26 protein-coding genes are annotated in these 21,192 nt (G+C 62.5%); 13 read left to right on the top strand and 13 right to left on the bottom strand.

Going from position 1 to position 21,192, the window contains the following annotated elements:
* The first annotated feature begins 68 nt into the window (after nucleotides 1-68).
* From BM338_RS00210 to BM338_RS00200, 4 genes are all read left to right on the top strand, one after another.
* Nucleotides 69-977 carry an alpha/beta fold hydrolase gene (locus BM338_RS00210; protein WP_090448784.1) on the top strand — a complete coding sequence of 303 codons (909 nt, stop codon included), beginning with the start codon at nucleotides 69-71 and terminating at the stop codon, nucleotides 975-977.
* A gap of 127 nt (nucleotides 978-1,104) precedes the next feature.
* A complete protein-coding gene (locus BM338_RS00205) occupies nucleotides 1,105-1,818 on the top strand; it encodes a zeta toxin family protein (RefSeq protein WP_218156275.1) in 714 nt (237 codons plus the stop codon).
* A complete protein-coding gene (locus BM338_RS21525) occupies nucleotides 1,818-1,994 on the top strand; it encodes a hypothetical protein (protein ID WP_177229183.1) in 177 nt (58 codons plus the stop codon). Before BM338_RS00205 ends, BM338_RS21525 begins: the two co-directional genes overlap by 1 nt.
* Nucleotides 1,995-2,092: 98 nt before the next feature.
* Entirely contained in the window at nucleotides 2,093-2,626 is a 534-nt protein-coding gene (locus tag BM338_RS00200; protein WP_090448783.1) for a hypothetical protein, read from the top strand.
* 12 nt (nucleotides 2,627-2,638) lie between these two features.
* Here BM338_RS00200 and BM338_RS00195 read toward each other — a convergent pair whose 3' ends face one another.
* The 3 genes from BM338_RS00195 to BM338_RS00190 all read right to left on the bottom strand — a co-directional run bounded on the left by BM338_RS00195 (nucleotide 2,639) and on the right by BM338_RS00190 (nucleotide 4,229).
* Nucleotides 2,639-3,319: a hypothetical protein gene (locus BM338_RS00195; RefSeq protein WP_090448782.1), complete on the bottom strand. Its 681-nt coding sequence runs from the start codon at nucleotides 3,317-3,319 to the stop codon at nucleotides 2,639-2,641.
* A 104-nt stretch (nucleotides 3,320-3,423) separates the two neighbouring features.
* Entirely contained in the window at nucleotides 3,424-3,762 is a 339-nt protein-coding gene (locus tag BM338_RS21295) for a hypothetical protein (RefSeq protein ID WP_143109216.1), read from the bottom strand.
* A gap of 194 nt (nucleotides 3,763-3,956) precedes the next feature.
* A complete protein-coding gene (locus tag BM338_RS00190; protein WP_143109215.1) occupies nucleotides 3,957-4,229 on the bottom strand; it encodes a hypothetical protein in 273 nt (90 codons plus the stop codon).
* 153 nt (nucleotides 4,230-4,382) lie between these two features.
* On the opposite strand from BM338_RS00190, the gene BM338_RS00185 reads away from it, so the two are divergent.
* Nucleotides 4,383-4,961 (top strand): PH domain-containing protein, encoded by a 579-nt coding sequence (locus BM338_RS00185; protein WP_218156274.1) that lies wholly within the window; start codon nucleotides 4,383-4,385, stop codon nucleotides 4,959-4,961.
* 81 nt (nucleotides 4,962-5,042) lie between these two features.
* Here BM338_RS00185 and BM338_RS21290 read toward each other — a convergent pair whose 3' ends face one another.
* Entirely contained in the window at nucleotides 5,043-5,810 is a 768-nt protein-coding gene (locus BM338_RS21290) for a hypothetical protein (protein ID WP_143109214.1), read from the bottom strand.
* A 122-nt stretch (nucleotides 5,811-5,932) separates the two neighbouring features.
* Nucleotides 5,933-6,346 carry a cytidine deaminase gene (gene cdd / locus BM338_RS00175; RefSeq protein WP_090448778.1) on the bottom strand — a complete coding sequence of 138 codons (414 nt, stop codon included), beginning with the start codon at nucleotides 6,344-6,346 and terminating at the stop codon, nucleotides 5,933-5,935.
* A gap of 174 nt (nucleotides 6,347-6,520) precedes the next feature.
* Here cdd and BM338_RS00170 point away from each other — a divergent pair, with 174 nt between their 5' ends.
* The gene (locus BM338_RS00170; RefSeq protein WP_090448777.1) at nucleotides 6,521-7,621 is read left to right on the top strand and encodes an NAD(P) transhydrogenase subunit alpha; all 1,101 of its coding nucleotides are present in this window, start codon (nucleotides 6,521-6,523) and stop codon (nucleotides 7,619-7,621) included.
* Nucleotides 7,622-7,674: 53 nt separating this feature from the next.
* Here BM338_RS00170 and BM338_RS00165 read toward each other — a convergent pair whose 3' ends face one another.
* From BM338_RS00165 to BM338_RS00155, 3 genes are read right to left on the bottom strand one after another with little or no spacing between them, the layout of a single operon-like run.
* Nucleotides 7,675-8,220, bottom strand: coding sequence for a DUF3106 domain-containing protein (locus BM338_RS00165; RefSeq protein ID WP_090448776.1), 546 nt, complete (start codon nucleotides 8,218-8,220; stop codon nucleotides 7,675-7,677).
* Between the two features lie 5 nt (nucleotides 8,221-8,225).
* Entirely contained in the window at nucleotides 8,226-8,612 is a 387-nt protein-coding gene (locus BM338_RS00160; protein WP_090448775.1) for a hypothetical protein, read from the bottom strand.
* Nucleotides 8,609-9,196: an RNA polymerase sigma factor gene (locus BM338_RS00155; RefSeq protein WP_090450021.1), complete on the bottom strand. Its 588-nt coding sequence runs from the start codon at nucleotides 9,194-9,196 to the stop codon at nucleotides 8,609-8,611. Before BM338_RS00155 ends, BM338_RS00160 begins: the two co-directional genes overlap by 4 nt.
* 138 nt (nucleotides 9,197-9,334) lie before the next feature.
* Between BM338_RS00155 and BM338_RS00150 the strand changes: the two genes are divergently transcribed.
* Nucleotides 9,335-9,640 (top strand): NAD(P) transhydrogenase subunit alpha part 2, encoded by a 306-nt coding sequence (locus tag BM338_RS00150; protein ID WP_090448774.1) that lies wholly within the window; start codon nucleotides 9,335-9,337, stop codon nucleotides 9,638-9,640.
* The gene (locus BM338_RS00145) at nucleotides 9,640-11,067 is read left to right on the top strand and encodes an NAD(P)(+) transhydrogenase (Re/Si-specific) subunit beta (protein ID WP_090448773.1); all 1,428 of its coding nucleotides are present in this window, start codon (nucleotides 9,640-9,642) and stop codon (nucleotides 11,065-11,067) included. Before BM338_RS00150 ends, BM338_RS00145 begins: the two co-directional genes overlap by 1 nt.
* A gap of 45 nt (nucleotides 11,068-11,112) precedes the next feature.
* On the opposite strand, the gene BM338_RS00140 is transcribed toward BM338_RS00145, so the two are convergent.
* Complete coding sequence (locus tag BM338_RS00140; RefSeq protein WP_090448772.1) at nucleotides 11,113-11,547, bottom strand: hypothetical protein; 435 nt, start codon at nucleotides 11,545-11,547, stop codon at nucleotides 11,113-11,115.
* Between the two features lie 247 nt (nucleotides 11,548-11,794).
* Here BM338_RS00140 and sufT point away from each other — a divergent pair, with 247 nt between their 5' ends.
* A complete protein-coding gene (gene sufT, locus BM338_RS00135) occupies nucleotides 11,795-12,367 on the top strand; it encodes a putative Fe-S cluster assembly protein SufT (RefSeq protein WP_090448771.1) in 573 nt (190 codons plus the stop codon).
* 661 nt (nucleotides 12,368-13,028) lie between these two features.
* Entirely contained in the window at nucleotides 13,029-15,674 is a 2,646-nt protein-coding gene (locus BM338_RS00130) for a protease pro-enzyme activation domain-containing protein (RefSeq protein WP_090448770.1), read from the top strand.
* Between the two features lie 124 nt (nucleotides 15,675-15,798).
* On the opposite strand, the gene BM338_RS00125 is transcribed toward BM338_RS00130, so the two are convergent.
* From BM338_RS00125 to wrbA, 4 genes are all read right to left on the bottom strand, one after another.
* Nucleotides 15,799-16,290 carry an asparaginase domain-containing protein gene (locus BM338_RS00125; RefSeq protein ID WP_090448769.1) on the bottom strand — a complete coding sequence of 164 codons (492 nt, stop codon included), beginning with the start codon at nucleotides 16,288-16,290 and terminating at the stop codon, nucleotides 15,799-15,801.
* Nucleotides 16,291-16,422: 132 nt separating this feature from the next.
* Nucleotides 16,423-18,060 (bottom strand): acyl-CoA dehydrogenase family protein, encoded by a 1,638-nt coding sequence (locus BM338_RS00120; protein WP_090448768.1) that lies wholly within the window; start codon nucleotides 18,058-18,060, stop codon nucleotides 16,423-16,425.
* Between the two features lie 40 nt (nucleotides 18,061-18,100).
* Entirely contained in the window at nucleotides 18,101-18,448 is a 348-nt protein-coding gene (locus tag BM338_RS00115) for a DUF2069 domain-containing protein (RefSeq protein WP_090448767.1), read from the bottom strand.
* Nucleotides 18,445-19,047 carry an NAD(P)H:quinone oxidoreductase gene (wrbA, locus tag BM338_RS00110; protein WP_090448766.1) on the bottom strand — a complete coding sequence of 201 codons (603 nt, stop codon included), beginning with the start codon at nucleotides 19,045-19,047 and terminating at the stop codon, nucleotides 18,445-18,447. Before wrbA ends, BM338_RS00115 begins: the two co-directional genes overlap by 4 nt.
* Before the next feature lie 120 nt (nucleotides 19,048-19,167).
* Between wrbA and BM338_RS00105 the strand changes: the two genes are divergently transcribed.
* The 3 genes from BM338_RS00105 to BM338_RS00095 all read left to right on the top strand — a co-directional run bounded on the left by BM338_RS00105 (nucleotide 19,168) and on the right by BM338_RS00095 (nucleotide 21,190).
* Entirely contained in the window at nucleotides 19,168-20,436 is a 1,269-nt protein-coding gene (locus tag BM338_RS00105) for a YihY family inner membrane protein (RefSeq protein WP_090448765.1), read from the top strand.
* Nucleotides 20,437-20,501: 65 nt separating this feature from the next.
* The gene (locus tag BM338_RS00100) at nucleotides 20,502-20,912 is read left to right on the top strand and encodes a TlpA family protein disulfide reductase (RefSeq protein WP_255367204.1); all 411 of its coding nucleotides are present in this window, start codon (nucleotides 20,502-20,504) and stop codon (nucleotides 20,910-20,912) included.
* Nucleotides 20,913-20,923: 11 nt separating this feature from the next.
* Entirely contained in the window at nucleotides 20,924-21,190 is a 267-nt protein-coding gene (locus tag BM338_RS00095) for an acylphosphatase (protein WP_090448763.1), read from the top strand.
* The last annotated feature ends 2 nt before the right edge of the window (nucleotides 21,191-21,192 follow it).

Raw genomic sequence — 21,192 nt, 5'->3', positions numbered from 1 at the left:
TGCGGAAGGGGGCGGCCGGATGAGGCGGGGCCTACAATCGCCGCCCATATCCTGGGCAGGAGACGGCGATGGGCGTGTTCCAGCGGTTTGTTGCAGGTATCAGCATGGCGCTGGCCGCTATGCTTTTGTCGGTGCCAGCGGTCGAAGCCAGCGCAGCGACCATCCGCGATGGTGAGTTCGTCACCAGCGACGGTGCGCATATCCACTACCTGCAGGCCGGTACGCGCGACACCGAGCCCGCCCTGGTGCTCATTCCCGGGTGGACACTCACGGCGACGCTATGGCATGGGCAGCTGGAAACCTTCTCGCCGTCACGGCGTGTGATCGCCGTGGATTCGCGCTCGCAAGGCGGCTCCTCGCTGATGCAGACCGGCAACACGCCAGAGCGACGCGCGCAGGATCTGCACGAACTGCTCGCGCAACTGCAGGTGAAACGCTTCGTGATCGTGGGCTGGTCGCAAGGTGCGCAGGATGTGGTGGCATATATCCAGCAATTCGGCACCGCGGATCTGGCGGGTGTGGCATTCGTCGATTCGCCGGTGTCGGCCGGGCCGGCGGAACTGGACCTGCACAAAGAATTCAGTCGCCAGATCATCACTGGTCTGGGCGTGTATGCCGCGCACCCCGCGGAGTATGCCGAGCGCATGGTGCGCTCCATCTTCAAGCGCGAGCATCCCGAGTTGGACATTGGCGCAGTGATCGCATCAGCGCAGCACACGCCGCCTTCTATCGGTACCACCATGCTGGTGGCGGATATCTTCGGCGCGGATCGTCGGCCCGCCTTACAGAAGATCGATAAGCCGACGCTGGTGATCGCCTCAGGCGAATCGCCGTTGCTGGATGTGCAGAAGGAGATGGCGGCGGGGATTCGTGGGGCGAAGCTGGTGGTGGTGCCTGGGGCGGGGCATGCGGTGTTTGTGGATGATGCGGTGACTTTCAATCAGGCATTGGGGGAGCTGTTACGTAGGGGGCGGTAGGCGTGGTTCGTATTTTTGGAATGTCTGCTTTCGCCCCGAAGCGGACAAGGTACCCTGGCGATATCGTGGGACACCTGGACGCGATGGCATGGCGCGTTGGTACGATGCGCGCAAAGGGACAATGCGCATGACTGACGAGGACATCAAGGAAGCCGCCATCGCGTTCGCAAAGGCGAACAAAAAGGCGATTGCGCGGCGACTGTGTGCCAAAGACCGGTACCCGCCGGAGAAGGACCCCGTCTCGATCTTCATGGCCGGCTCGCCCGGTGCCGGCAAGACGGAGGCGTCGATTGAGCTCATCGACGCGGTCGGCCCCACCATCCGGATCGATCCGGACGAGCTCCGGTCTGAGTTCCCCATGTACGCCGGCGGTAACGCCCATCTCTTCCAAGGGGCAGTCTCCATCGTCGTGGACAAGATGCTCGATCTAGTTTTCGACCACGACCAGAGCTTCCTGCTCGATGGAACGCTCACCAACGAGCCCAAGGCTTGTTACAACATCGACCGGTCGCTCAAACATAAGCGGGCCGTTCAGGTTTTATATGTCTACCAGGACCCCTGCCAAGCATGGCAGTTTGTCTGTGCCCGCGAAGAGATGGAAGGGCGTCGCATTGACCTCGAAACCTTTGTAGGCCAATATTTTGAGTCTCGACGGGTCGTTAACGCTTTAAAGGCGAAGTACGGGGCCGATATCAAGGTAGACCTGTTGCTCAAGAACAACGACGGGTCAAATCGGGCCTATCAAGCGAATGTGCAGAACATTGATCACTACGCACCTGAAGCGTACGATGAAGATCGCTTGAGGCTCGCCATATCAACCATGAAGTACGCGGGTGGCTAATGGGCATCTTCTCCACCAAGAAGGTTGAGCGAAGCGCGATGTCGGAATTTATCCGTAACGCGTCCTCTGCCGAAAAGAACAAGGTTTATCGCGAGGTCTTGGTCAAGGCGACCAAGCGTCAGGAAGCCGTGATCAAGCGCGTCCCTGCGGGTCGACTGATGAAGGTCTGCGGTTGAACACCATGCTTGGTCCGAAAAAGCCCCGCTCATAGCGGGGCTTTTCTTTGGTGATGCGCGTTCACCTGGCGAGAACTGGCTCCGACGATGGAGTAAGCATGACCGCTGTCGACGATGACTGCGGCGATTCTTCGGATCCTCCGTTCAAACGGATCTGCGTGCGGTATGGCTTGGCCATGTATTTCGTCCAGCTACTCGAGCATGGCATCGTGAACGCGTTGGTTTGGTTCGATCTCTTCGAGAAAGCGCGTGGCCGATGGACGCCTGAAGAGTTCGATCGCTACTACGACAGCCGGTTTAGCGAGACCTTGCGTGAACTATCAAAACGTCTCCAGAAGTTCGCCGAGATCCCGGAAGATCTGGGAGCAAGGCTCGATGAGGCAAACAGACGCCGCCGTTTTCTTGCTCATCACTTTTTCAGAGAAACGGCAGAGGCCATTGACCTCGACCAGATCGAACAAGTCATCGAGCGACTGGAAAACGACCGGCGCTTCTTTCACGAAACCGATCGCATGCTAGAAGCCTTGCTGGAACCCATATTCGAGCGGGTTGGCTTCACGAAGGAGATTCGCGCAAAGGTGGAAGCGGACTATCGCGAAGAGCTTGAGTTCAGACGGAACGCTCGTCGTTAGAACACGCAGCCATCACTCCGATGGTTGCCCCTTGATCAGCGTCACCTTGGTTGGGTCCATGTTATAGACGCGGTTGTCCTTGAACTGCTCCGGGTTAAATCCAGCGAGAAACTTTGGATCGATGGGTGCCAAAACATTTCCTTCCCCTGCTCCCGGTTGAAAAGGCGCGTACAAATACACGCCGTCGAAGGGGTGGTTTTCCTGGATGAGGAAATAGCAGACCAGGTTGATTAGGCTTGTGCTGGGGATGAAACCCCAGTGCGTGATGTAGGTAGGAAGGTAGAGCTCCTTGCCCAACTTGCCCGAATAGTGCACTGCCTTTTTCATGATTTTGGCGGTGATGATCTTGGCGAGATCGTAGGGCTTGAAGTCAGCTGGAACATGGTCAAAGCCACCGAAAAGCTCCAGAGGTGCGATTTCTATGAGCTCAAGCCATGCCGTATTTCCGTTGGGCAAGGTGATCGTGAAGTCAAAGTCGTTCTCGGTATTTTGCGTGGGCTCGGACATGAACCACAGCATCCCTGTCGGTGCCACCTTGGCGTTCATCGAAGTGACGAAGTCCTGAGCTATTAACATTTCTATGGCGTCCTTTTCAGGCGGGAAGTCGAGCTTCACGAAGGTATGGATTGCGTCTCCGTCTAGGTGAATGTCGACCCTATTGATACCGATAGTTCCCGTAGGCTTCTTAGCCATGCCGTCATCTCCGGGGTAGTCCAATGTCCGCTTCCAACATCGGCTTCAACCAGATGCGACACACCGTGCTCATAACGCGATGTGCCGCGGGTGATCACAGGGCTCTAATCGCCTGCCACTTTCCCTTGCTTCACTTTCTTCGCGTACTGATTGAGAAAGTGAACCGCAACGAGTAAGCCGCCCCTGCACTCCAATGTCAGCGGATCATGTGCCGCATCCATCGACATGGCGTTGGCTTGCGCGCCCTCAAGCGCATCGCTGCGAGCAAGCACACATGCCACCGCATCTACGGCTATAGCAATGCCGGTGAGTTTGATGGAGCGACGCTTGCGCGCCTCTCTATCCGCGCCTGAAAGAGCGCGCGAGCGGCCGCAGGGGATAGAAGGTTTGTCTCCGAGGGGGTCCGACAGGCGAGCGGGTGCCGTATGATCGGGCTTAGCCACAATCAACTCCTATCAAGTTGGTTTGGTTAGCGGGTCGTGTGAGTTACCGCTCACGCGGCCCGCGCTCTCACTGCATTGCTGCAATGGTCGCCGACGTAGCCCTTAGAGAGACGGCGTTGGCGACTGGCCGAACGTAGCAAATCATTCGGAGTGCGTCTGTCAGGGTTTTCTGTAGCGCGATACGGCGTTGTTTGTCAGTGAGGTTGCCGCTTTGCGTGGCGACTCAGCACGTGACGCTTGATCAGCGCGCCGAGCAGAAGAAAAAACAGAAGCCCGATGAAAGCGGGCGCTACGACATCAACGATCGTTAGAGCGATCTGTCCAGCCAGATCGTTGAACATGGCCTCTTCGTCTGGTGGTCGGGAGTGAAGCACCAGTACAAAGGCTACAGATGCCAGGAACGTCATGGCGGCCCAAACTTTCACTACGCTGGAAACCGATGGCCAAGCTTTCATCCGTTTCTCCATGACGCGGGTCCGTCCTGACCCACCTGTCGTTCGCGCTGGCCGCCCTTTCTGCTAACGGGTAGGATCTGCCAGAAAGGGAACGCCCCATTGGGGTGAGGCGTGTCGCTTGCATCGGTTGCCACCATGGCAGCTGTCAGGGGAAAGGGGGAGAACGTGACGTTTTCGACAGAGCAGATGCTCAGGCCCGAGCTTGGGCGTGAGGAGCGATTGCTGTGGAGCGATATGCCCAAGCAAGGTGTGTGCTTTCGTACCAGCGATTTTTTGGCGGTGCCTTTCAGTTTGATGTGGGCCGGCTTTGCGTTCTTTTGGGAGTATTCGGTGAGTTCGGCCAAGGACGCGCCCGTCTTCATGATGCTGTGGGGCATTCCTTTCGTGTTGATCGGTTTGTACATGATCGTGGGCCGCTTCTTTGCTGATGCCTATCTGCGTCGTCGTACGTATTACGGCGTCACTGACCAGCGCATCATCATCTTGAGTGGGTTGTTCACTAGGCAGGTAAAGAGCTTGCCATTGACCACTTTGAGTGACATTACTTTTAGCGAGCGATCCGATCGCAGCGGCACCATCACGTTTGGCCCGAATAACTTCGGGTTCTCCATGATGGCGGGCACCCCCTGGCCGGGCACAAGTGGAAGGATGCCGCCTGCTTTTGATCTGATTGGCGATGCGCGCCATGTCTATGCGTTGATTCGCGAAGCGCAGCAATCGGCGCGTGCGGCGAAGGCAGCTTGACGAGAAAGTCGGGTGTGCAGGTGAACGATCTACTTGGGTTCGCTCGCCTTGGTGAGTTTGAAAGGTCGCTAGGTCAGGGCCCTATTCCTTGCAATCGCAGCTTGGTCCAGAAAGGTTTCTGCACGTATCGGGAACCAGCCACTTCTCTGCATAGCTGTTGCTGTTCGGGGTAAGCCGTATGACTGCGCGGCGAGCACCGATGATCCATGAGTTGCCTAGTTGCTGTATGGAGTTTCCGTAGAGTTTCCACCAATTGCTGTTTCGGTAGATCTGTTCTTTGGTGAGCTTGGCGAGATCGATTTTTGTCACGCCGTTGGTGGTAAGAAGTACCCAGGTGTTGTCGTCAATCCGCACGCCCGCATTCGGAGCTTCGCCAAGATCCATGACTTTGGAGGTCTGCCAGGAACCATCCTTGGTGTGGTGGAGCTTGATGATGTTTCCTGTATTGAGCGTCATATGCGCCAGACCGGTCGCGACGAAGACGTCACTGCCTCTTGTCGTCATGGCGACGGGATGCGCCGATGGAGCTATCACTTGGGATGGTGAGTTGCGTCCTATCCATTGGATCGCACCTCCAAACTCCCCATGGTTGGTGCCGACGAGAGTGCCATCGGTCAACTCAAGCGTGATCTGTTGAGTCTGTTTGTGGGGAGTTACTTGGATGCCATGCTGTAGGTCTCCGGCGACGGCCCATTCTTGCCGCGAATAGTTTGCGCATCGCCATCCGGTGTCGGTATTGGGTTGATCGATCGCTACCCATCCCTTGGGAGTTTGCGATGCGTCCTGGATGGTGACGGGCGGTGAAACGGTTGCAGCAAGTGCAATGAGCAGAAGAGGGGTAATCAACACGCCGACATCTCCATGGTCGTCTACTTGTTGAATATATGGCTACCGAGTTCGCTGCTTCTTAGGTAGTGCTTTGCCAAGCGCCGCGAAATATTTGGCCGCAGTTACAGTTGATGGGGCGGCCCTCAAGCCACCACCGGCAACCGAAACGACCCAGGCAACAACGCATCCACCGTGGTCTCCTGCACAACACCATGCAGATTGGCGAGCAATACGGGCATCGTCTCATCACACAGCTCAGCCATCACCTGTCGGCACGCACCGCAGGGGCTGATGGGGCCTTCGGTGTCGCCGATGACGGCGATGCGTATGAAGTCGCCGGGCTTGTAGCCGGCGGCGATGGCGGCGAAGAGGGCGGTGCGTTCGGCGCAGTTGCATAGTCCGTAGGCGGCGTTCTCTACGTTGCAGCCGAGGAAGTGGCGGCCGTCGCGGGTGAGCAGGGCGGCGCCGACCAGGAAGCGGGAATACGGCGCGTAGGCTTGCTCGCGCGCTTGGCGGGCCAGGGCAATCAGGGGATCAGTAACGTGTTGCACGGACATCGGGATCTCCATGGTGGGACCCCCTTGGCAACGGTGCGCGTGGCGCTATCCCGATGCGGCGGTGGGCCAGTCTAACCCTGTCGGCATGACCGATGGCAAGTGGCTGGCCTTGGGGCTACTCGGCGATGTCTTGCTGGCTCTAAGATGCACGGACCTTTCCGCTGGGGATGCACGATGCCGATCACCGTGGCCGCATTGCGAGAAACCGCCGCTGGCGAGCGGCGTGTGGCTATTACGCCCGAGGTGGCGAAGAAGCTGCGCGGCAAAGGGCTGCGCGTGTTGCTGGAGCACAACGCTGGCACGGCGGCGGGGTTCCCCGATAGCAGTTATGCGGATGCGGAGTTTGCCGATGCTGCCGCGGTAGAGGCGCAGGCGGATCTGCTGGCTTGCGTGTTGCCGCCGGACGATGCTGTATGGGGCGGCTTGCGTGAAGGCACTATCGTGGTGGGGCAGTTGCGGCCTTATGGCGCTGCGGCGCGGATGGTGGCGATGGGCAAGGCGAAACTCACCGCGTTCTCGTTGGAGTTGCTGCCGCGTACAACGCGCGCGCAGGCGATGGATGTGTTGAGTTCGCAGGCGGCGGTGGCGGGTTATCGCGCGATGTTGATCGCGGCGGAATCGGCGCCGAAGTTTTTTCCGATGCTGACGACGGCGGCCGGTACGATCCGGCCTTCGCGCGTACTGGTGATCGGTGCGGGTGTGGCGGGTTTGCAGGCGATTGCCACGGCGCGCCGGTTAGGTGCGCAGATCGAGGGTTATGACGTTCGCCCGGAAACGCGCGAGCAGGTGGAATCCCTGGGCGCGAAGTTTCTCGACCTAGGCGTGAGCGCGGCCGGCAGCGGTGGTTATGCGCGTGAGTTGTCGGCCGAAGAACGTGCCGCGCAGCAGCAGGCACTGGCCGATCATTTGAAGTCGGTGGATGTGATCGTGACCACGGCGGCGGTGCCGGGGCGCCCTTCACCGAAGATCCTGACGTCGGCGATGGTGGAAGGGATGAAGCCGGGTGCGCTGATTGTGGATCTCGCGGCGGAGGGTGGTGGCAATTGCGAGCTGACCCGGCCGGGCGAGCGCGTGGAGCACGGCGGCGTGGTGATTCTCGGGCCGCTGAATCTGCCGGCGGGTGCGCCGCTGCATGCGTCGGAGATGTATGCGCGCAACGTATATAACTTCGTCGAGCTGCTGGTGCAGGACGGTGCGTTGAAGCCGGACTTCAATGATGAGCTGGTGGCGAAGAGTTGTGTCACTCACGGTGGCGAGCCGCATTTCAAGAACTGAGCTTCATCCACCATTGGCAAAAAGAAAGCCCCGCGATGCGGGGCTTTTTTATATCAGCGACCGCGGGGGCCATGGGGTGGTGGCCCCATCATCGGCCGTGGCATACCCGGTGGTGGCGGGCGATGCGCCGGAATGCCGTTCTGCTGGCGGAACTGGCGCATCAGCTGCTGGCGCTGTTCCGGCGGCAGGGACTGGTAGCGTTGGTAAGCGTTGTGCACTTGTTTGCGCTGGTCCGGCGAGAGCTGCTGGAACTTGCGCATGTTCTCGCGCGCCTGGTCGCGCTGCTCGGGCGTCATCTTCTGCCACTGGTCGATGCGCTGGCGGATTTCCTCGCGGCGATCCGGCGGCAGCGTGTTCCACTGCTGCACGCGTTGCAGCATGTGGGACTGCTTGTCCGGCGGATAGCTGTTCCACTCCTTGCTGAGCGGCGCAAGCATGTCGCGCTCGGCGGGGGAAAGCTTCTCCCATGAACGCGGCGGCGGTGGCGGACCATTGCCGGGCGGCGGCGGAGGCGGCATCTCCTGTGCCCACGCCGGTACGGCCAAGCTGCCGAGCAGGGCGGCCAGCAGCAGGGGCAGGGCAACACGGATCAAACGCATACAGTTCAACGGCTCGCCTGGCTGTCGCTGGTAGCCAGCCAGTCATAGAAGTCCAGGTTCTGGACCATGGAGGGGTCGGCGCTGGTCGGATCGGGCGGCAGGTCGCCGTCCACTTCCGCGGTCTGTGCCGCAACGGCGGACGACGACGCGGACGACGCGCGTTGCTGCATCGGCGACCACATCATCAGTGCCGCGAAAGCGACCGCGGCGAAGGCGCTGGCGGGCACCAGCACGCGGGCAAGTCGGTGCTGTGCAGGCGCGTTCGCGGCGGCGAGTGCCTCGCGGCGGGCGGCGCGCAGGCGACCGGCGGTAGCCGTGTCGACATTCCGGCTGGCTTCGCGGTAAAGCGCGCGGGCGCGGCGTTCCAGATTGTTGTTGTCGGGCGCATTCATCGCCATTCCTCCAATTGGTCGCGCAGGTTGTGCATGGCGCGCGACAGATGGGTTTTCACGCTTCCTTCCGAACAGCCCATGGCCTGGGCGGTTTCGGCTACATCCAGGCCTTCCAGCACGCGCAGCATGAAAGCCTCGCGCTGGCGTTGCGGCAGTTTCTTCACGGCGACGGCCATGTCGGCGTACGACTGTGAATCTTGCAGACGGTCCAGCGGGCCTGGTGCGGTGTCGGCGGGCTCCCAGGCCGGGAGTTCGTCGCCGTCATCGTCGCGGCCACCACCGAGCCAGCCCACCACGATCGAGCGCACCTTGCGGCGACGCTGCAGATCGACGATGCGGCGGCGCAGGATGCCCCAGAACAGCGGCGTCCATTCCTGCGCGGGTTTGTCGCGGTAGTTGCGCACCAGGCGCAGCATGGCGTCCTGCACGGCGTCCATCGCGTCTTCGCGGTGGCCAAGATTCATTTCGGCCAGGCGAAATGCGCGGCGTTCTACCTGGGCCAGGAAGGCATCCAGCGAGGCGGGTACCGCGCGGGTGTCTTCGACCAGCAGTTCCGTTTCGAGTGTAGAGACGACGCTGTTCATGGCGCGGTCGTCCGGTTCGTCGGATCGGGCATCCGGAGACTCCATCGGGTCGGCTCTCCGCATCAACGCGGCAGGCTCGCACGGGTTGACCTGCAACCGTATGATGCTCCAACAACAACGGGTTGGCAGGGAGGGGTCATGATCGACGGGTTCCTGGCGCTTTACATCTTTATGCTGGCCGCGTTTACCGGCTACGAGATCATCGCAAGAGTGCCGGTGATCCTGCACACACCGTTGATGTCGGGCTCTAATTTCGTGCACGGCATTGTGCTGGTAGGCGCCATGGTTGCGCTAGGGCATGCGGAAACATCGTTTGAAATTGCGATTGGCTTTCTGGGCGTGCTGCTGGGGGCGGGCAATGCCGCCGGTGGCTACGTGGTGACCGAGCGGATGCTGGAGATGTTCAAGTCCAGCAAGCCTGCCGGCGGCAAGGAGGCCAAGTGATGGCCTGGCTGCCGACCTTGATCAAAGCCTGTTATTTCCTCGCCGCACTGCTTTTTATCCTTGGTCTGAAGCGCATGAGCTCACCGCGTACCGCGCGGGGCGGCATCGTGTGGGCGGGCGTGGGCATGTTGCTGGCGGTGCTGGCGACGTTTGCGCTGCCGGATATCCATAACCGCGCACTGATCCTGGTGGCGGTGTTGATCGGCGTGTCGGCCGCATGGTGGTCCGGCCGCCGGGTGGCGATGACGGCGATGCCGCAGATGGTGGCGCTGTACAACGGCATGGGCGGCGGCGCGGCGGCGGCGATCGGTGCGGCCGAGCTGATCGGTTACGCCAACAGCAGCATCACCTTGCTAGATGGCGGCAAGTTCACGGCCGACGGGGCCGCGCCGGGCACGGCGCAATTGGCGCTGGCGGTGCTGGGTGCCTTGATCGGCGCCGTGAGTTTTTCCGGCTCGTTGATTGCCTTTGCCAAATTGCAGGGCTGGCTGGACCGGCGCTTCGTGTTTCCCGGCCAGCGAGTGATCAACATGCTGGTGCTAGCGGCGGCGGTGGCCATCGGCGTGGCGCTGGTCTGCGGGCAGCTGAGCCTGAGCTTGATCGCGGCGTTCTTTGTGCTGGCGCTGCTGTTCGGCCTGATGATGACCTTGCCGATCGGCGGCGCGGATATGCCGGTGGTGATCTCGCTGTACAACGCCTTCACCGGTCTGGCGGTGGCGTTCGAGGGCTTCGTGCTGCAGAACGAGGCGATGATCATCGCCGGCACGGTGGTGGGTGCGGCCGGTACCTTGCTGACGCAGTTGATGGCGAAGGCCATGAATCGCTCGATCGGGAATGTGCTGTTCGGCAATTTCGGCGCATCGGGCGCGGTGGCGCAGGAGATCGGTGGCAGCCAGAAGCCGATCGAGGCGAACGATGCGGCGGTGATGATGGCTTATGCGGAACGTGTGGTGATCGTGCCGGGCTACGGCATGGCAGTGGCGCAGGCGCAGCACAAGGTGTGGGAGTTCGCGCAGCTGCTGATTGCACGCGGGGTGAAGGTGAAGTTCGCCATTCACCCGGTGGCGGGGCGCATGCCCGGCCATATGAATGTGCTGCTGGCGGAGGCCGGCGTGCCTTACGACCTGATCGCCGATATGGAAGACATCAATCCCGAGTTCCCGGCCACCGATGTGGCGCTGGTGATCGGCGCCAACGACGTGGTCAACCCGCTCGCGAAGACCGATCCGGCCTCGCCGATCTACGGCATGCCCATCCTCGATGTGTCAGCCGCGAAGCACGTGATCGTGGTCAAGCGCGGCAAGGGCACTGGCTTTGCGGGTATCGAGAACGCGTTGTTCTACGCCGACAACGCACGGATGCTCTATGGCGATGGCCAGGCCGCGGCAGGCCAGCTGGTAGCCGAACTGAAGACGCTCGATACCTGACGCTCGATCCGTGGAAACGCTGTAGGAGCGCACAGGGTGCGCCCCCTACAGTTTTGCGGCGGGTTTGGCTGACCAGGCGGCGTAGGCGGCGAGAGCGATGCCGAGGGCGTACCAGGCGAGATCGCCGTTGGTGGTCGCGAGCCGGGTCAGGGACACCAACAAACCGGTGCCGGCGGTGCGGATCGCATCGACCAGGCCCAGCCCCATGCTGCCGGCGATGCGCGCCGCGGCGGTGAGCATGCCGACGTAGAGCGAGGCGATGGCGGTAGCCAATGCGGCCAGCGTCGCGGCACCGCGCGGTTCGGAGCGTACCCAGCCACGAATGGCCCGGCCCAGCAGCCAGCCCATGGGCAGGGCGAGCCAGGGCAGCGCGCGCTGCATATAAAGCGTGGGCAGCATCCACACGGCACCAGCGGCCATGCCCAGCATGGCGGCGCTGATCAGGGCGAACAAAAGCGCGAACAAGGCACGTGCACTCATGGCAGGCGCGGGCAGGAAAGCTGGGCTGGCACGCGGGATTCCCCTGGACATATCGTTAGCGCAGGTCGCCAAGGCGACCTGCATAAAGCGTCAATCATAACGCGAGCCGTGCGGATAGCCGGTCTCATGCCCTTGAGAACCCCCTTCAACGGCCTGATTTCGGAAGCGAACGGCCACGCGGGCCGGCATAATAGATAGCTTGGCCCGGCGGTCGCCGTGCCTTTCGACAGTGACTCGCAGGATCGGCATGAGCGGTTTCAGTCTTAGCAGTGAACCTTTCACCCTGGAGCGCGACTGCGAGGCAGTCATGGTCCCGCAGGGCGAAACCGTGACCCTGCCGGCCGGACAGGTCGGCTATATCACCCAGGCTTTGGGCGGCAGCTTCACCGTGTACGTCGAGGGCAACTTGTTCCGCGTGGCCGGCAAGGACGCAGACGCACTGGGCAAGGAACCGCCACCGCCGATCGAACTGGCCGATGACGCCAGCGACGCGGATGTCGAGAAACTGGTGTGGCAGCAGCTGCGCACCGTGTTCGACCCCGAGATCCCGATCAATGTGGTCGAGCTGGGTCTGGTCTACGACGTGAGCCTGGAGCAGTCGGCGCCCGAAGGCGGCGACCAGGGTAGCCGCAAGGTCTACGTGAAGATGACGCTGACCGCGCCTGGCTGCGGCATGGGTGACATCCTGGTGGACGATGTGCGCACCAAGCTGGAGCTGATCCCCACCGTGGTCGAGGCCGACGTGGATCTGGTGTTCGATCCGCCGTGGAATCATTCGATGATGTCGGATGCGGCCAAGCTCGAAACCGGCATGCTGTAAAGCGAGCTGGCGCGAAGCCGCCACGAGCATCCGCTCATCGATCCAATGACCAAGGCCCGGTCGGCAACGACCGGGCCTTCTTGCGTGCGCTTTGTCACGTTCCGGCACGTCAACGAAACGTCACATTGGTCGCTGATGAAACCTTTCTTCAGCATCCGTTTATCTATGCCGAAAGTCATAGGACAGCCACCTTGTTTGAAACGCAAGAAATGGCGAACGGCATATCGATATGCTGCCCAGGCATGTATCCCTTCGATCGCGGCAGGGCGGCGCTGAAACTTTCGGTGACGATTTATTTCGCGGGCCGCATCGCAAAAAGTTGCCCTTTCCGATTTTGAGAATCGCGGCGCGACACACGTTTTTTGGCCTCTTTCGAACTCATTGACGCGCCTGTGCGCTGCACTTAGCGTCAACGAATCCGTCACCTGGGGAGGTTGACGGATGATCCGGAAGCGGCGTTTCGCGCAATAGCGGCGTCGCGGATGCAAGCAAGTTCAGACACGGCTGCGTCATGGATTGACCAGGGGAAGTCGTGATCCGGACGTTCGAAGGATCGTTGGGCAATCACCAAACAGGAGCCGTGCATCGCACGGTATTTCTCATGGGGCCGCGTGGCCGCATAGGGCTCGCTTGTCCCAAAAAAATGTCTGGGAGTTATGGAATGACCAGTCGTAAAACTAAGTGGGGAGTTGCAAAGGGTCACCGCAAGGCACTGCTGCCGCTAGCCGTCTCGATGGCGATGCTGGCCGGCACCACACAGGCGGCGACCGATTCATGGGTAAACACCAATACGCACGCGGCGATGCAGAAGTCCGCGGCACCGGCCGGCACGGCCAGCGTTTCCACCATGGCCGCGGGGCAGGCCTGGACGCTGACCATGCGTGGCAACCCGACCGTCGCCGATACGCTGGTGACGCCGCTGGAACAGAGCAAGCCGCTGCATGTCGCCGTGAGCCTGAAGCTGCGCAACGAGAGCCAGCTGCAGCAGTTGCTGCATGAGCTGGCCACGCCGGGCAGCGCGCATTACGGCAAGTTCCTCACGCCGGCGCAGTTCAAGGCCAACTACGCGCCGACCGAGCAGCAAGTGCAGGCGGTGATCGCGCATCTGCGTTCCGCTGGTTTCACCAACATTACGGTGGCGCCGAACAACCTGCTGGTCGAGGCCGACGGTAACGCCGGCAGCGTACAGGCCGGCTTCCGCACCACCATGAAGCAGTTCGAGTTCCGTGGCCGCCAGCGCATCGCCAACGACGGCGAAGTGCTCGTACCGGCAGCGCTGGGCGATACCGTCAACGCGGTGCTCGGCCTGCAGGACGTGAGCGTGAAGCACACGATGTATCACTTCATCAAGCCGAACACCTCCAGCGAGTTGCACAGCAACGTCACCACGCAGGCGACCGGCAGCATCACCAGCCACAACCCGACCCAGTTCGCTTCGATCTACGACGCGGGCACCACGCCGAATGCGTCCAACACTACGGTCGGCGTGATCACTTGGGGTGACACCACCCAGACCATCAGCGATCTCAACACCTTCACCAGCAATGCCGGCCTGCCGACGACCAACGTGCAGACCGTCAAGGTGGGCACCGCTGCGCTGTGGGATGACGCCAACGGCGACGGCGAATGGGATCTGGATACGCAGACCATCGTCGGTACCTCGGGCGGCGTGCAGAAGCTGATCCTCTACACCGCAGCCAATGGCACCAACAACGGCAGCCTCACCGATGCCGGCATCACCGCTGCCTACAACAAGGCCGTGACCGACAACGTGGCCAAGGTGATCAACGTGTCGCTGGGCGAAGACGAAACCGCTTCGCACAATGCAGGTACGCAGGCGGCTGACGACAACGTGTTCCAGCAGGCGGTGGCGCAGGGTCAGACCTTCTCGATCTCCTCCGGCGACGAAGGTGTGTACGAGTCGCAGGGCGGTGTGCTGACCAACTCGTCCGGCACCGTTACCGCCAACCTGAGCTCGTACTCGGTGAGCGAGCCGGCGACTTCGCCGTACGTCGTTGCCGTGGGTGGCACCACGCTGTCCACCACCAACGGCAACGTGTGGGCCGGCGAGACGGTGTGGAACGAAGGCCTCGCACAGGTCAGCTCCACCGATACGCGTAAGCGTCTGTGGGCCACCGGCGGCGGTGTCAGCTCGTTCGAAAACGCACCGGCCTGGCAGACCACTGCGCTGGGTTCCTCGGTGACCAAGCGTGTGCTGCCTGACGTGGCCTTCGACGCCGCGCAGTCCAGCGGCGCGCAGATCGTCTACCAGGGCAGCGTCGCGCAGATCGGCGGCACCAGCCTGGCTTCGCCGATCTTCGTGGGCGTGTGGTCGCGTATCCAGTCCGCCAACAGCAACAACCTGCCGTTCCCGACCTCGAAGATGTACGCGGACTTCCCGAACCATCCGGAGCTGCTGCACGACGTGACCTCGGGCAACAACGGTTATAACGGCTACGGCTACAACGCCGCTGCCGGCTGGGACTACACCACGGGCTGGGGCTCGCTGGATATCGCCAAGCTCAACACCTTCGCCGCGGCGAACTGGGTGTCGGGCGGCGGTGGCACGGGTGGTACGCCGACGGCGAACTTTAGCTTCACCACTAGTGGCCTGACCGCCAACTTCACCGACAGCTCTACCGATAGCGGCGGCAGTATCTCGTCGCATTCGTGGACCTTCGGCGATGGCAGCAGCTCCACCGCGACCAGCCCAAGCCACGCCTACGCCGCCGCCGGCACCTATAGCGTGACCGAGACGGTGACCGACGGCGTCAGTGCCAAGACCAGCAGCAAGACCGCTTCGGTCACGGTGAGCAGCGGTGGTGGTGCGACGCAGTTGCTGGGCAACACCGGCTTCGAGAGTGGTGCGGCTTCGCCGTGGTCGATCAGCTCGGGTGCGCTATGCAGCAACAGCACCTGCAGCGGCCAGACTGCGCACGCTGGTAGCTGGTTCGTGTGGCTGGATGGCTACGGCAGCTCGCACACCGACACGCTGTCGCAGCAGGTCGCCATTACGGCGGGCAAGACCTCGGCCTCGCTGACGTTCTATCTGCACATCGACACGGCGGAGACGACCACCACCACCGCGTACGACAAGCTCAACGTGCAGGTGCTCAACAGCAGCGGCACCGTGCTGAAGACGCTGGCGACGTACTCCAACCTCAACGCTGCGTCGGGTTATGCCCTGCGTACGTTCGATCTCAGCGCCTATATCGGCCAGACCGTGACCATCAAGTTCACGGGCACCGAAGACAGCTCGCTGCAGACCTCGTTTGTGGTGGATGACGTCAACTTGAACGTGCAGTAAGGCAATAACGTCAGGCGTCGTCCCTGCGGCGCCTGATAGTTGCTGATAAAAAACAGGCCCGGTCGACAACGACCGGGCCTGTCCTGTTTCTGCGGCGCATCGAGATCGAAGCGCGCGTGTCTTGTCAGCCGCCGGCTTCTTCGAAGCGATTGGCGTCGCGGTTCTTGCGTACCTTGGACGGATCCCACACGCGGCCGTTCATGGTGATGTAGACGCCGTCCGGCAGCGTCTGCACGGCGGCCACGGCGCAGCCGATGTTGAACACCGCGTCCGAGCCCTGGAAGCGCGCCGGGTTCAGTGCGCCAGTGAGCACGATCACCTTGCCCTTGATGTTGGCTAGTTCTTTGGCGGTTTCCACCATGGTGTCGGTGCCGTGGGTGACCAGCACGTGGCGGTGCGGCTGTGCCTCGATGGTGGAGCGCACCAGTGCACGGTCTTCCTCGCCCATGTGCAGGCTGTCCTTGCGCAGGATCGGGATCACGTCGAACTGGAACGCGACACCGAGCTGGCTGAGGATGTCGCCGATCTGCGGCGCGCCGATCTTGTAGTCCGACTTGTCGTCGAAGTAGATCTTGTCGATGGTGCCGCCGGTGGTGACGATGGTGAGGTGCTGCATGTCGGAATGCCGTGGGTAAGGAGAGCGCTAGTTTAAGTGTAGGAGCCACACCCTGTGGGCGAAAGGCCTGCGTAGCAGGGCCAGCCTTTAAAGCGCGGCCCTCCCGGGCCGTTTCGCCCACAGGGTAGGCTCCTACAGAAGTAGCGTGGTGTCGGTGATGTTGGGGCTGACCAGGCGGTCGAGGCCGTGGGTGATGAAGCGGCGCAGGGCTGCGCCGGGGCGCATGTCGCCGCGTTGTCGGGACCAGGCGGCCTGTCGTGCCAGTAGAGCTGCGGCGGCACAGCGGGCGAGGGTGATGGATAGGCCTCTGGCGCCGGCTTCCAGGGTGTCGCGTTGTTGGCCGTGGGTGTCGAGCCAGTGGGTGGCGGCGTCGAGTACGTGCTGGATGGTGCTGGCGGCGTGCATGTCGTCGTTGTCGGCGAGCCAGTGGGTGACGGCTTCGCGCAGAGCGGCAGGAGCCTTGCCAGTGAGGGCGCGCAGACTGTCGAGGGAGAGTACGTTGGTGGTGCCTTCCCAGATGGCGTAGACCTGGGCGTCGCGCAGCAGTTGGGGCAGGCCGGTGTCTTCGATATAGCCGGCGCCGCCGAAGCACTCCATCGCTTCCGAGCAGAGCTTTACGGCGAGCTTGCCGGTCCACAGTTTGGCCAGCGGCGTGAGCAGGCGCAGCAGGGCGGCTTCCTGCGGCGTGGCGGCGTTGTGTTCGACGCGACCGAGCAGGTGGGCGACTTCAAAGGCCAGGGCGAAGGCGGCTTCGAATTCGGCCTGCATGCCGGCGAGCGTGTGGGCGTGCAGGGGTTGATCGGCCAGCGGTTTGCCGAAAGCCTGGCGGCGGCGCGCGTAATCGCGGGCCAGGTGGATGGCGCGGGCCATGCTGGCGACGGCGCAGATCGCGTTCCAGGTGCGGGTGACGTTGAGCATCGGTGCGACTTGGCGCACCCCGTGCGCGAGTTCGCCAACGGGCCACGCGGGCAGGCCGTCGAGATGGATTTCGGCGGTGGGCAGTTCGTGTGTACCCAGTTTGTCCTTGAGGCGGTCGATCACCAGCTGCGGTTTGCGCTGGCTGCCGTCCATGGTTTCCACATAGAACAAGGCCAGTGCGGCCGTGCCGGGTTCGCCGCCTTCGGGGCGCGCCAACGCCAGGGCGGCTTCGCCGACGACGGCCGAGCTGAACCACTTGCGGCCGTACAGACGCCATTGGCCGTCGGGGTCGCGGCGCGCGATGGTTTCGGTGTTGCCGACATCGGAGCCGCCGGGTGTCTCGGTCATCCATTGGCCGCTGAGCCAGAACGTAGCGGGGTTGCGGCTGAGGAAGTGCGGCAGGGCGCGTTCGATCAGCGCGTGATTGCCAGAGGCCTTCAGCGCGGTGGCCGCGCCGTCGGTCATCGCCAGCGGGCAGGTGTAGAACTCGCTGGCGAGGTGATAGAGGTAGATACGGGCAAACTCTTCCAGGCGTGCGCAGGGATGATTGTCGTGGCCGGCGGCGAGCACGGCGTGGCGCGTGGTGAGTTGCGGGCCTTCCTGCCAGGCGGTGGTCAGCTCGATGCGATCCACGCGCCGACCCCAGGCGTCCCATTGAGTCAGTATCGGTTTGCGGCGGGTGGTGGCGCAGGCGCGCTTCCACGCCATTTGCGCGTAGTCGCCCAACGCGTCGAGGTCGGCGTCGAGCGCCGAGCGGCGATCCATCGGCAGGCTGCGATCGAGTAGGGCGGTGAGTAGGCGATCGTCGCGATACGGATGCGCCAGTTGCGGCGCGTCTTGCAGGAATCCCATGGAACGGCTCCCGAGCATCTGTGCCCGGCGAGTATAGGCGTCAGTGCTTCGGCTTGCGTTTCACCCCGGCGCCCAGCGTACCGATCAGCAGCAAAGTGAGGATGATCTCGGCCAGAGCCAGCCAGCGTTCGCTGGAGGAACTCCAGCCTTCGGCAATGCCATGGCAGAAATAGAACAGGCTGAGGATGCCCACCCACAGCAGCGCGCGCCGCACATCACGGATCGCCAGCAGTGGCAGTAGCAGCGGCACGACAGTGATTAATAACACCAGCCACACCGGCATCAGTTGCGCGGGGAACAGCCAGCCGTGCCACACCAGCTGCAACAGCAGCAGGCCGGCCCAGGCGGTGAGGCCGAGACGATAGTGCGTGGGAACCGCTGCGGTCATGCCGAGTTGCCCAGCTTGCGTGCCACGTCGGCGAGGCGGCGGCCCAATGCGCGCGCGAGTTCGCGTTCATGCTCGCTGATCGGGTTGTCGCCCTTTGGGCCGGCCACGTGGCTGGCGCCGTAGGGTGTGCCGCCGCTGTGCGTGGAAGTGAGTGCGGGCTCGGTATACGGCACGCCGACCAGCAACATGCCGTGGTGAAGCAATGGCAGGGCCATGCTCAACAGCGTGGACTCTTGTCCGCCGTGCATGGTGCTGGTGGAGGTGAACACGGCAGCCGGCTTGCCGGCGAGCGCGCCGCTGGCCCATTCGGCGCCAGTGGTGTCAAGAAAATGCTTGAGCGGCGCGGCCATATTGCCGAAGCGCGTGGGGCTGCCGAGCGCCAGGCCGGCGCAATCGGTGAGGTCCTGCTTGGTCACGTAAGGTGCGCCATCCTCGGGTTCGGGCGGCTGCGCGACTTCGGTGACCGGGGCCACTGGCGGTACCTGACGCAGGCGCGCCTGCATGCCGGGCACTTCCTCCACGCCACGCGCGATCAGGCGGGCCAGCTGAGCGGTGTGGCCGGTGCGGCTGTAGTAGAGGACCAGGATGTCTCGGTTCATGCGACGTGGCTCGCTGCTCGGAGGGTTTGGGGCATTCAGTGCGGATCGGGTAGTGTACGGTCGATTCCGCCCATGTTGCCGTCGCGCACTTCGGGTGACAGCAGCCGAAGAGGGAAGGCCATGAACTGGCGTTTCGACCGCGATCGCACCACCAGCTTCAGCCGCTTCATGTGGCAGCGCTTTATCGACGACAAATGCTTCGAGACGGCGGGCGCGCTTTCTTACACCACCCTGGTCTCGCTGGTGCCGCTGACTGTGGCGGTGCTGGCGATGTTTTCTGCGTTTCCGGTATTCGCCGAATGGCGCAATACGCTGATCAATTTCGTCTTCAACTTTGTGCCCGCGGCGGCGGATACGGTGAAGAACGCGTTGCTGGCGTTTGCCGACAACGCGAGCAAGCTCACCGGCATCAGCGTGATCGTGATGTTGTTCAGTGCGATCTCGATGATGATCAGCATCGAAGATCGCCTCAACCGCATCTGGCGCGTGCATCAGCCGCGCGGCTGGGGGCCTCGGCTGCTGTTGTACTGGGCCGCGCTGACCCTGGGGCCGATTCTGGTGGTGGGCGGGCTTGCCGCCAGCTCCTACGTTACCGCCGTGCCCTTGCTGAAGGATGCGGCCGGCCAGCTCGGTTTCGGCGCGCGCCTGCTGAGTGTCCTGCCCTTCGTGGTGACCTTCATCACCTTGTGGCTGCTGTACACCGTGGTGCCGAACCGCAAGGTGTCGCTGAAGGATGGTGCGATCGGCGCGCTGCTGGGCGCGGTGTTGTTCGAGATCGCGCGCTGGGGCTTTGCCGTATTCGTGCACCACGCGCAGACCTATCAGCAGATATACGGTGCGGCACTGGCCGCGTTGCCGATCCTGCTGCTGTGGATCTATCTGTCCTGGATCATCGTAATTCTTGGTGCTTCGGTGGCGGCGTCGGTATCCGCGTACGAATACCAGGTGCCGAGTGCCTGCCTGCCCGAAGGCTCCGAGTTTCTCGGTTTGCTGGTGGTGTTGCGTCATTTCGTGGAGGCGCAGCGCAAAGGTGTCAGCGTGGATGTGGCAACCGTGCGGGTGCAGGAGCCGTATCTGCGCAGTGCCTCCATTACGGTGTTCTTCGATGATCTGCAGCATGCCGATCTGATCCAGCGCAGCGAGTCGGGTGGCTGGCTGCTCAGCCGCAGCCTGGACGCCACCGATCTGCTGCGCGTGTACCGCCACGCGGGCTACCCTCTACCGCTCGACCCCATGCAGGAAGCGCAGACGCTGGGCATTCAACTGCCCGACGAGTTGCTGCAACTGCTGGGCCACGCCGCCGACACGCTGAAGAGCACACTGGGCGCCAAGCTCGACCAGGCTTATCCGCCGTCCCCTGCACCCGAGGAAAAGGAAATCGTTGTATGAAGTGGCTTCCCTCGTTTGTTTTCTCCCTCGCTGCCTTGCTAGGTGCGGCGAGCGTCCACGCCGCCATGCCGGCGCAGCCCGCGCTCAAAATTTCCACGCTCGACGGCAAGCCGTACGACCTCGCCGAGCAGCGCGGCAAATTTGTGATCGTGAATTTCTGGGCCACCTGGTGCGTGCCTTGTATCAAGGAGATGCCCGATATTTCGAACTTCGTCCGCACGCATAAGGACAAGGTCGCTGCGATCGGCCTGGCTTACGAAGACAGCGACAAGGCCGATATCCAGGCGTTTCTGGCCAAGCATCCCGTGAGTTATCCAGTTGCTCAGGTAACACTGGACAAGCCGGTAAAGGATTTTGACGAGCCACGCGGCCTACCCACGACCTGGCTGATCGGGCCGGACGGCAAGGTGGCGAAGCGCTTCATCGGGCCGGTGACCGAGGCGTCGCTGGGTCAGGCGATCGGATTGAGCAAGTAAGGCGGCGCATCATGGCGGCAGCGCGCTTTCTAGTCAGCGGACGAGTGCAAGGTGTGTTCTATCGCGCCAGCGCACGAGAGCAAGCGCTGACGCTGGGTCTGTCCGGCTATGCGAAGAACCTGCCTGACGGAGGCGTGGAAGTACTGGCCTGTGGCAGCGAATCCGCCATCGAGGCGCTGGAGCGCTGGCTATGGCGTGGGCCGACGACGGCCAAGGTAACTGAAGTGCGGCGCGAAGCCTGGTCGGGCAGCGCGCCGAAGGGTTTCAGCATCGCCTAATA

The sequence above is a fragment of the Dyella sp. OK004 genome, assembly GCF_900114495.1.
GTDB lineage: Bacteria > Pseudomonadota > Gammaproteobacteria > Xanthomonadales > Rhodanobacteraceae > Dyella_D.
Note: the sequence above shows the minus strand (reverse complement) of the source record. Positions and strands in the feature narration are given on the sequence as shown.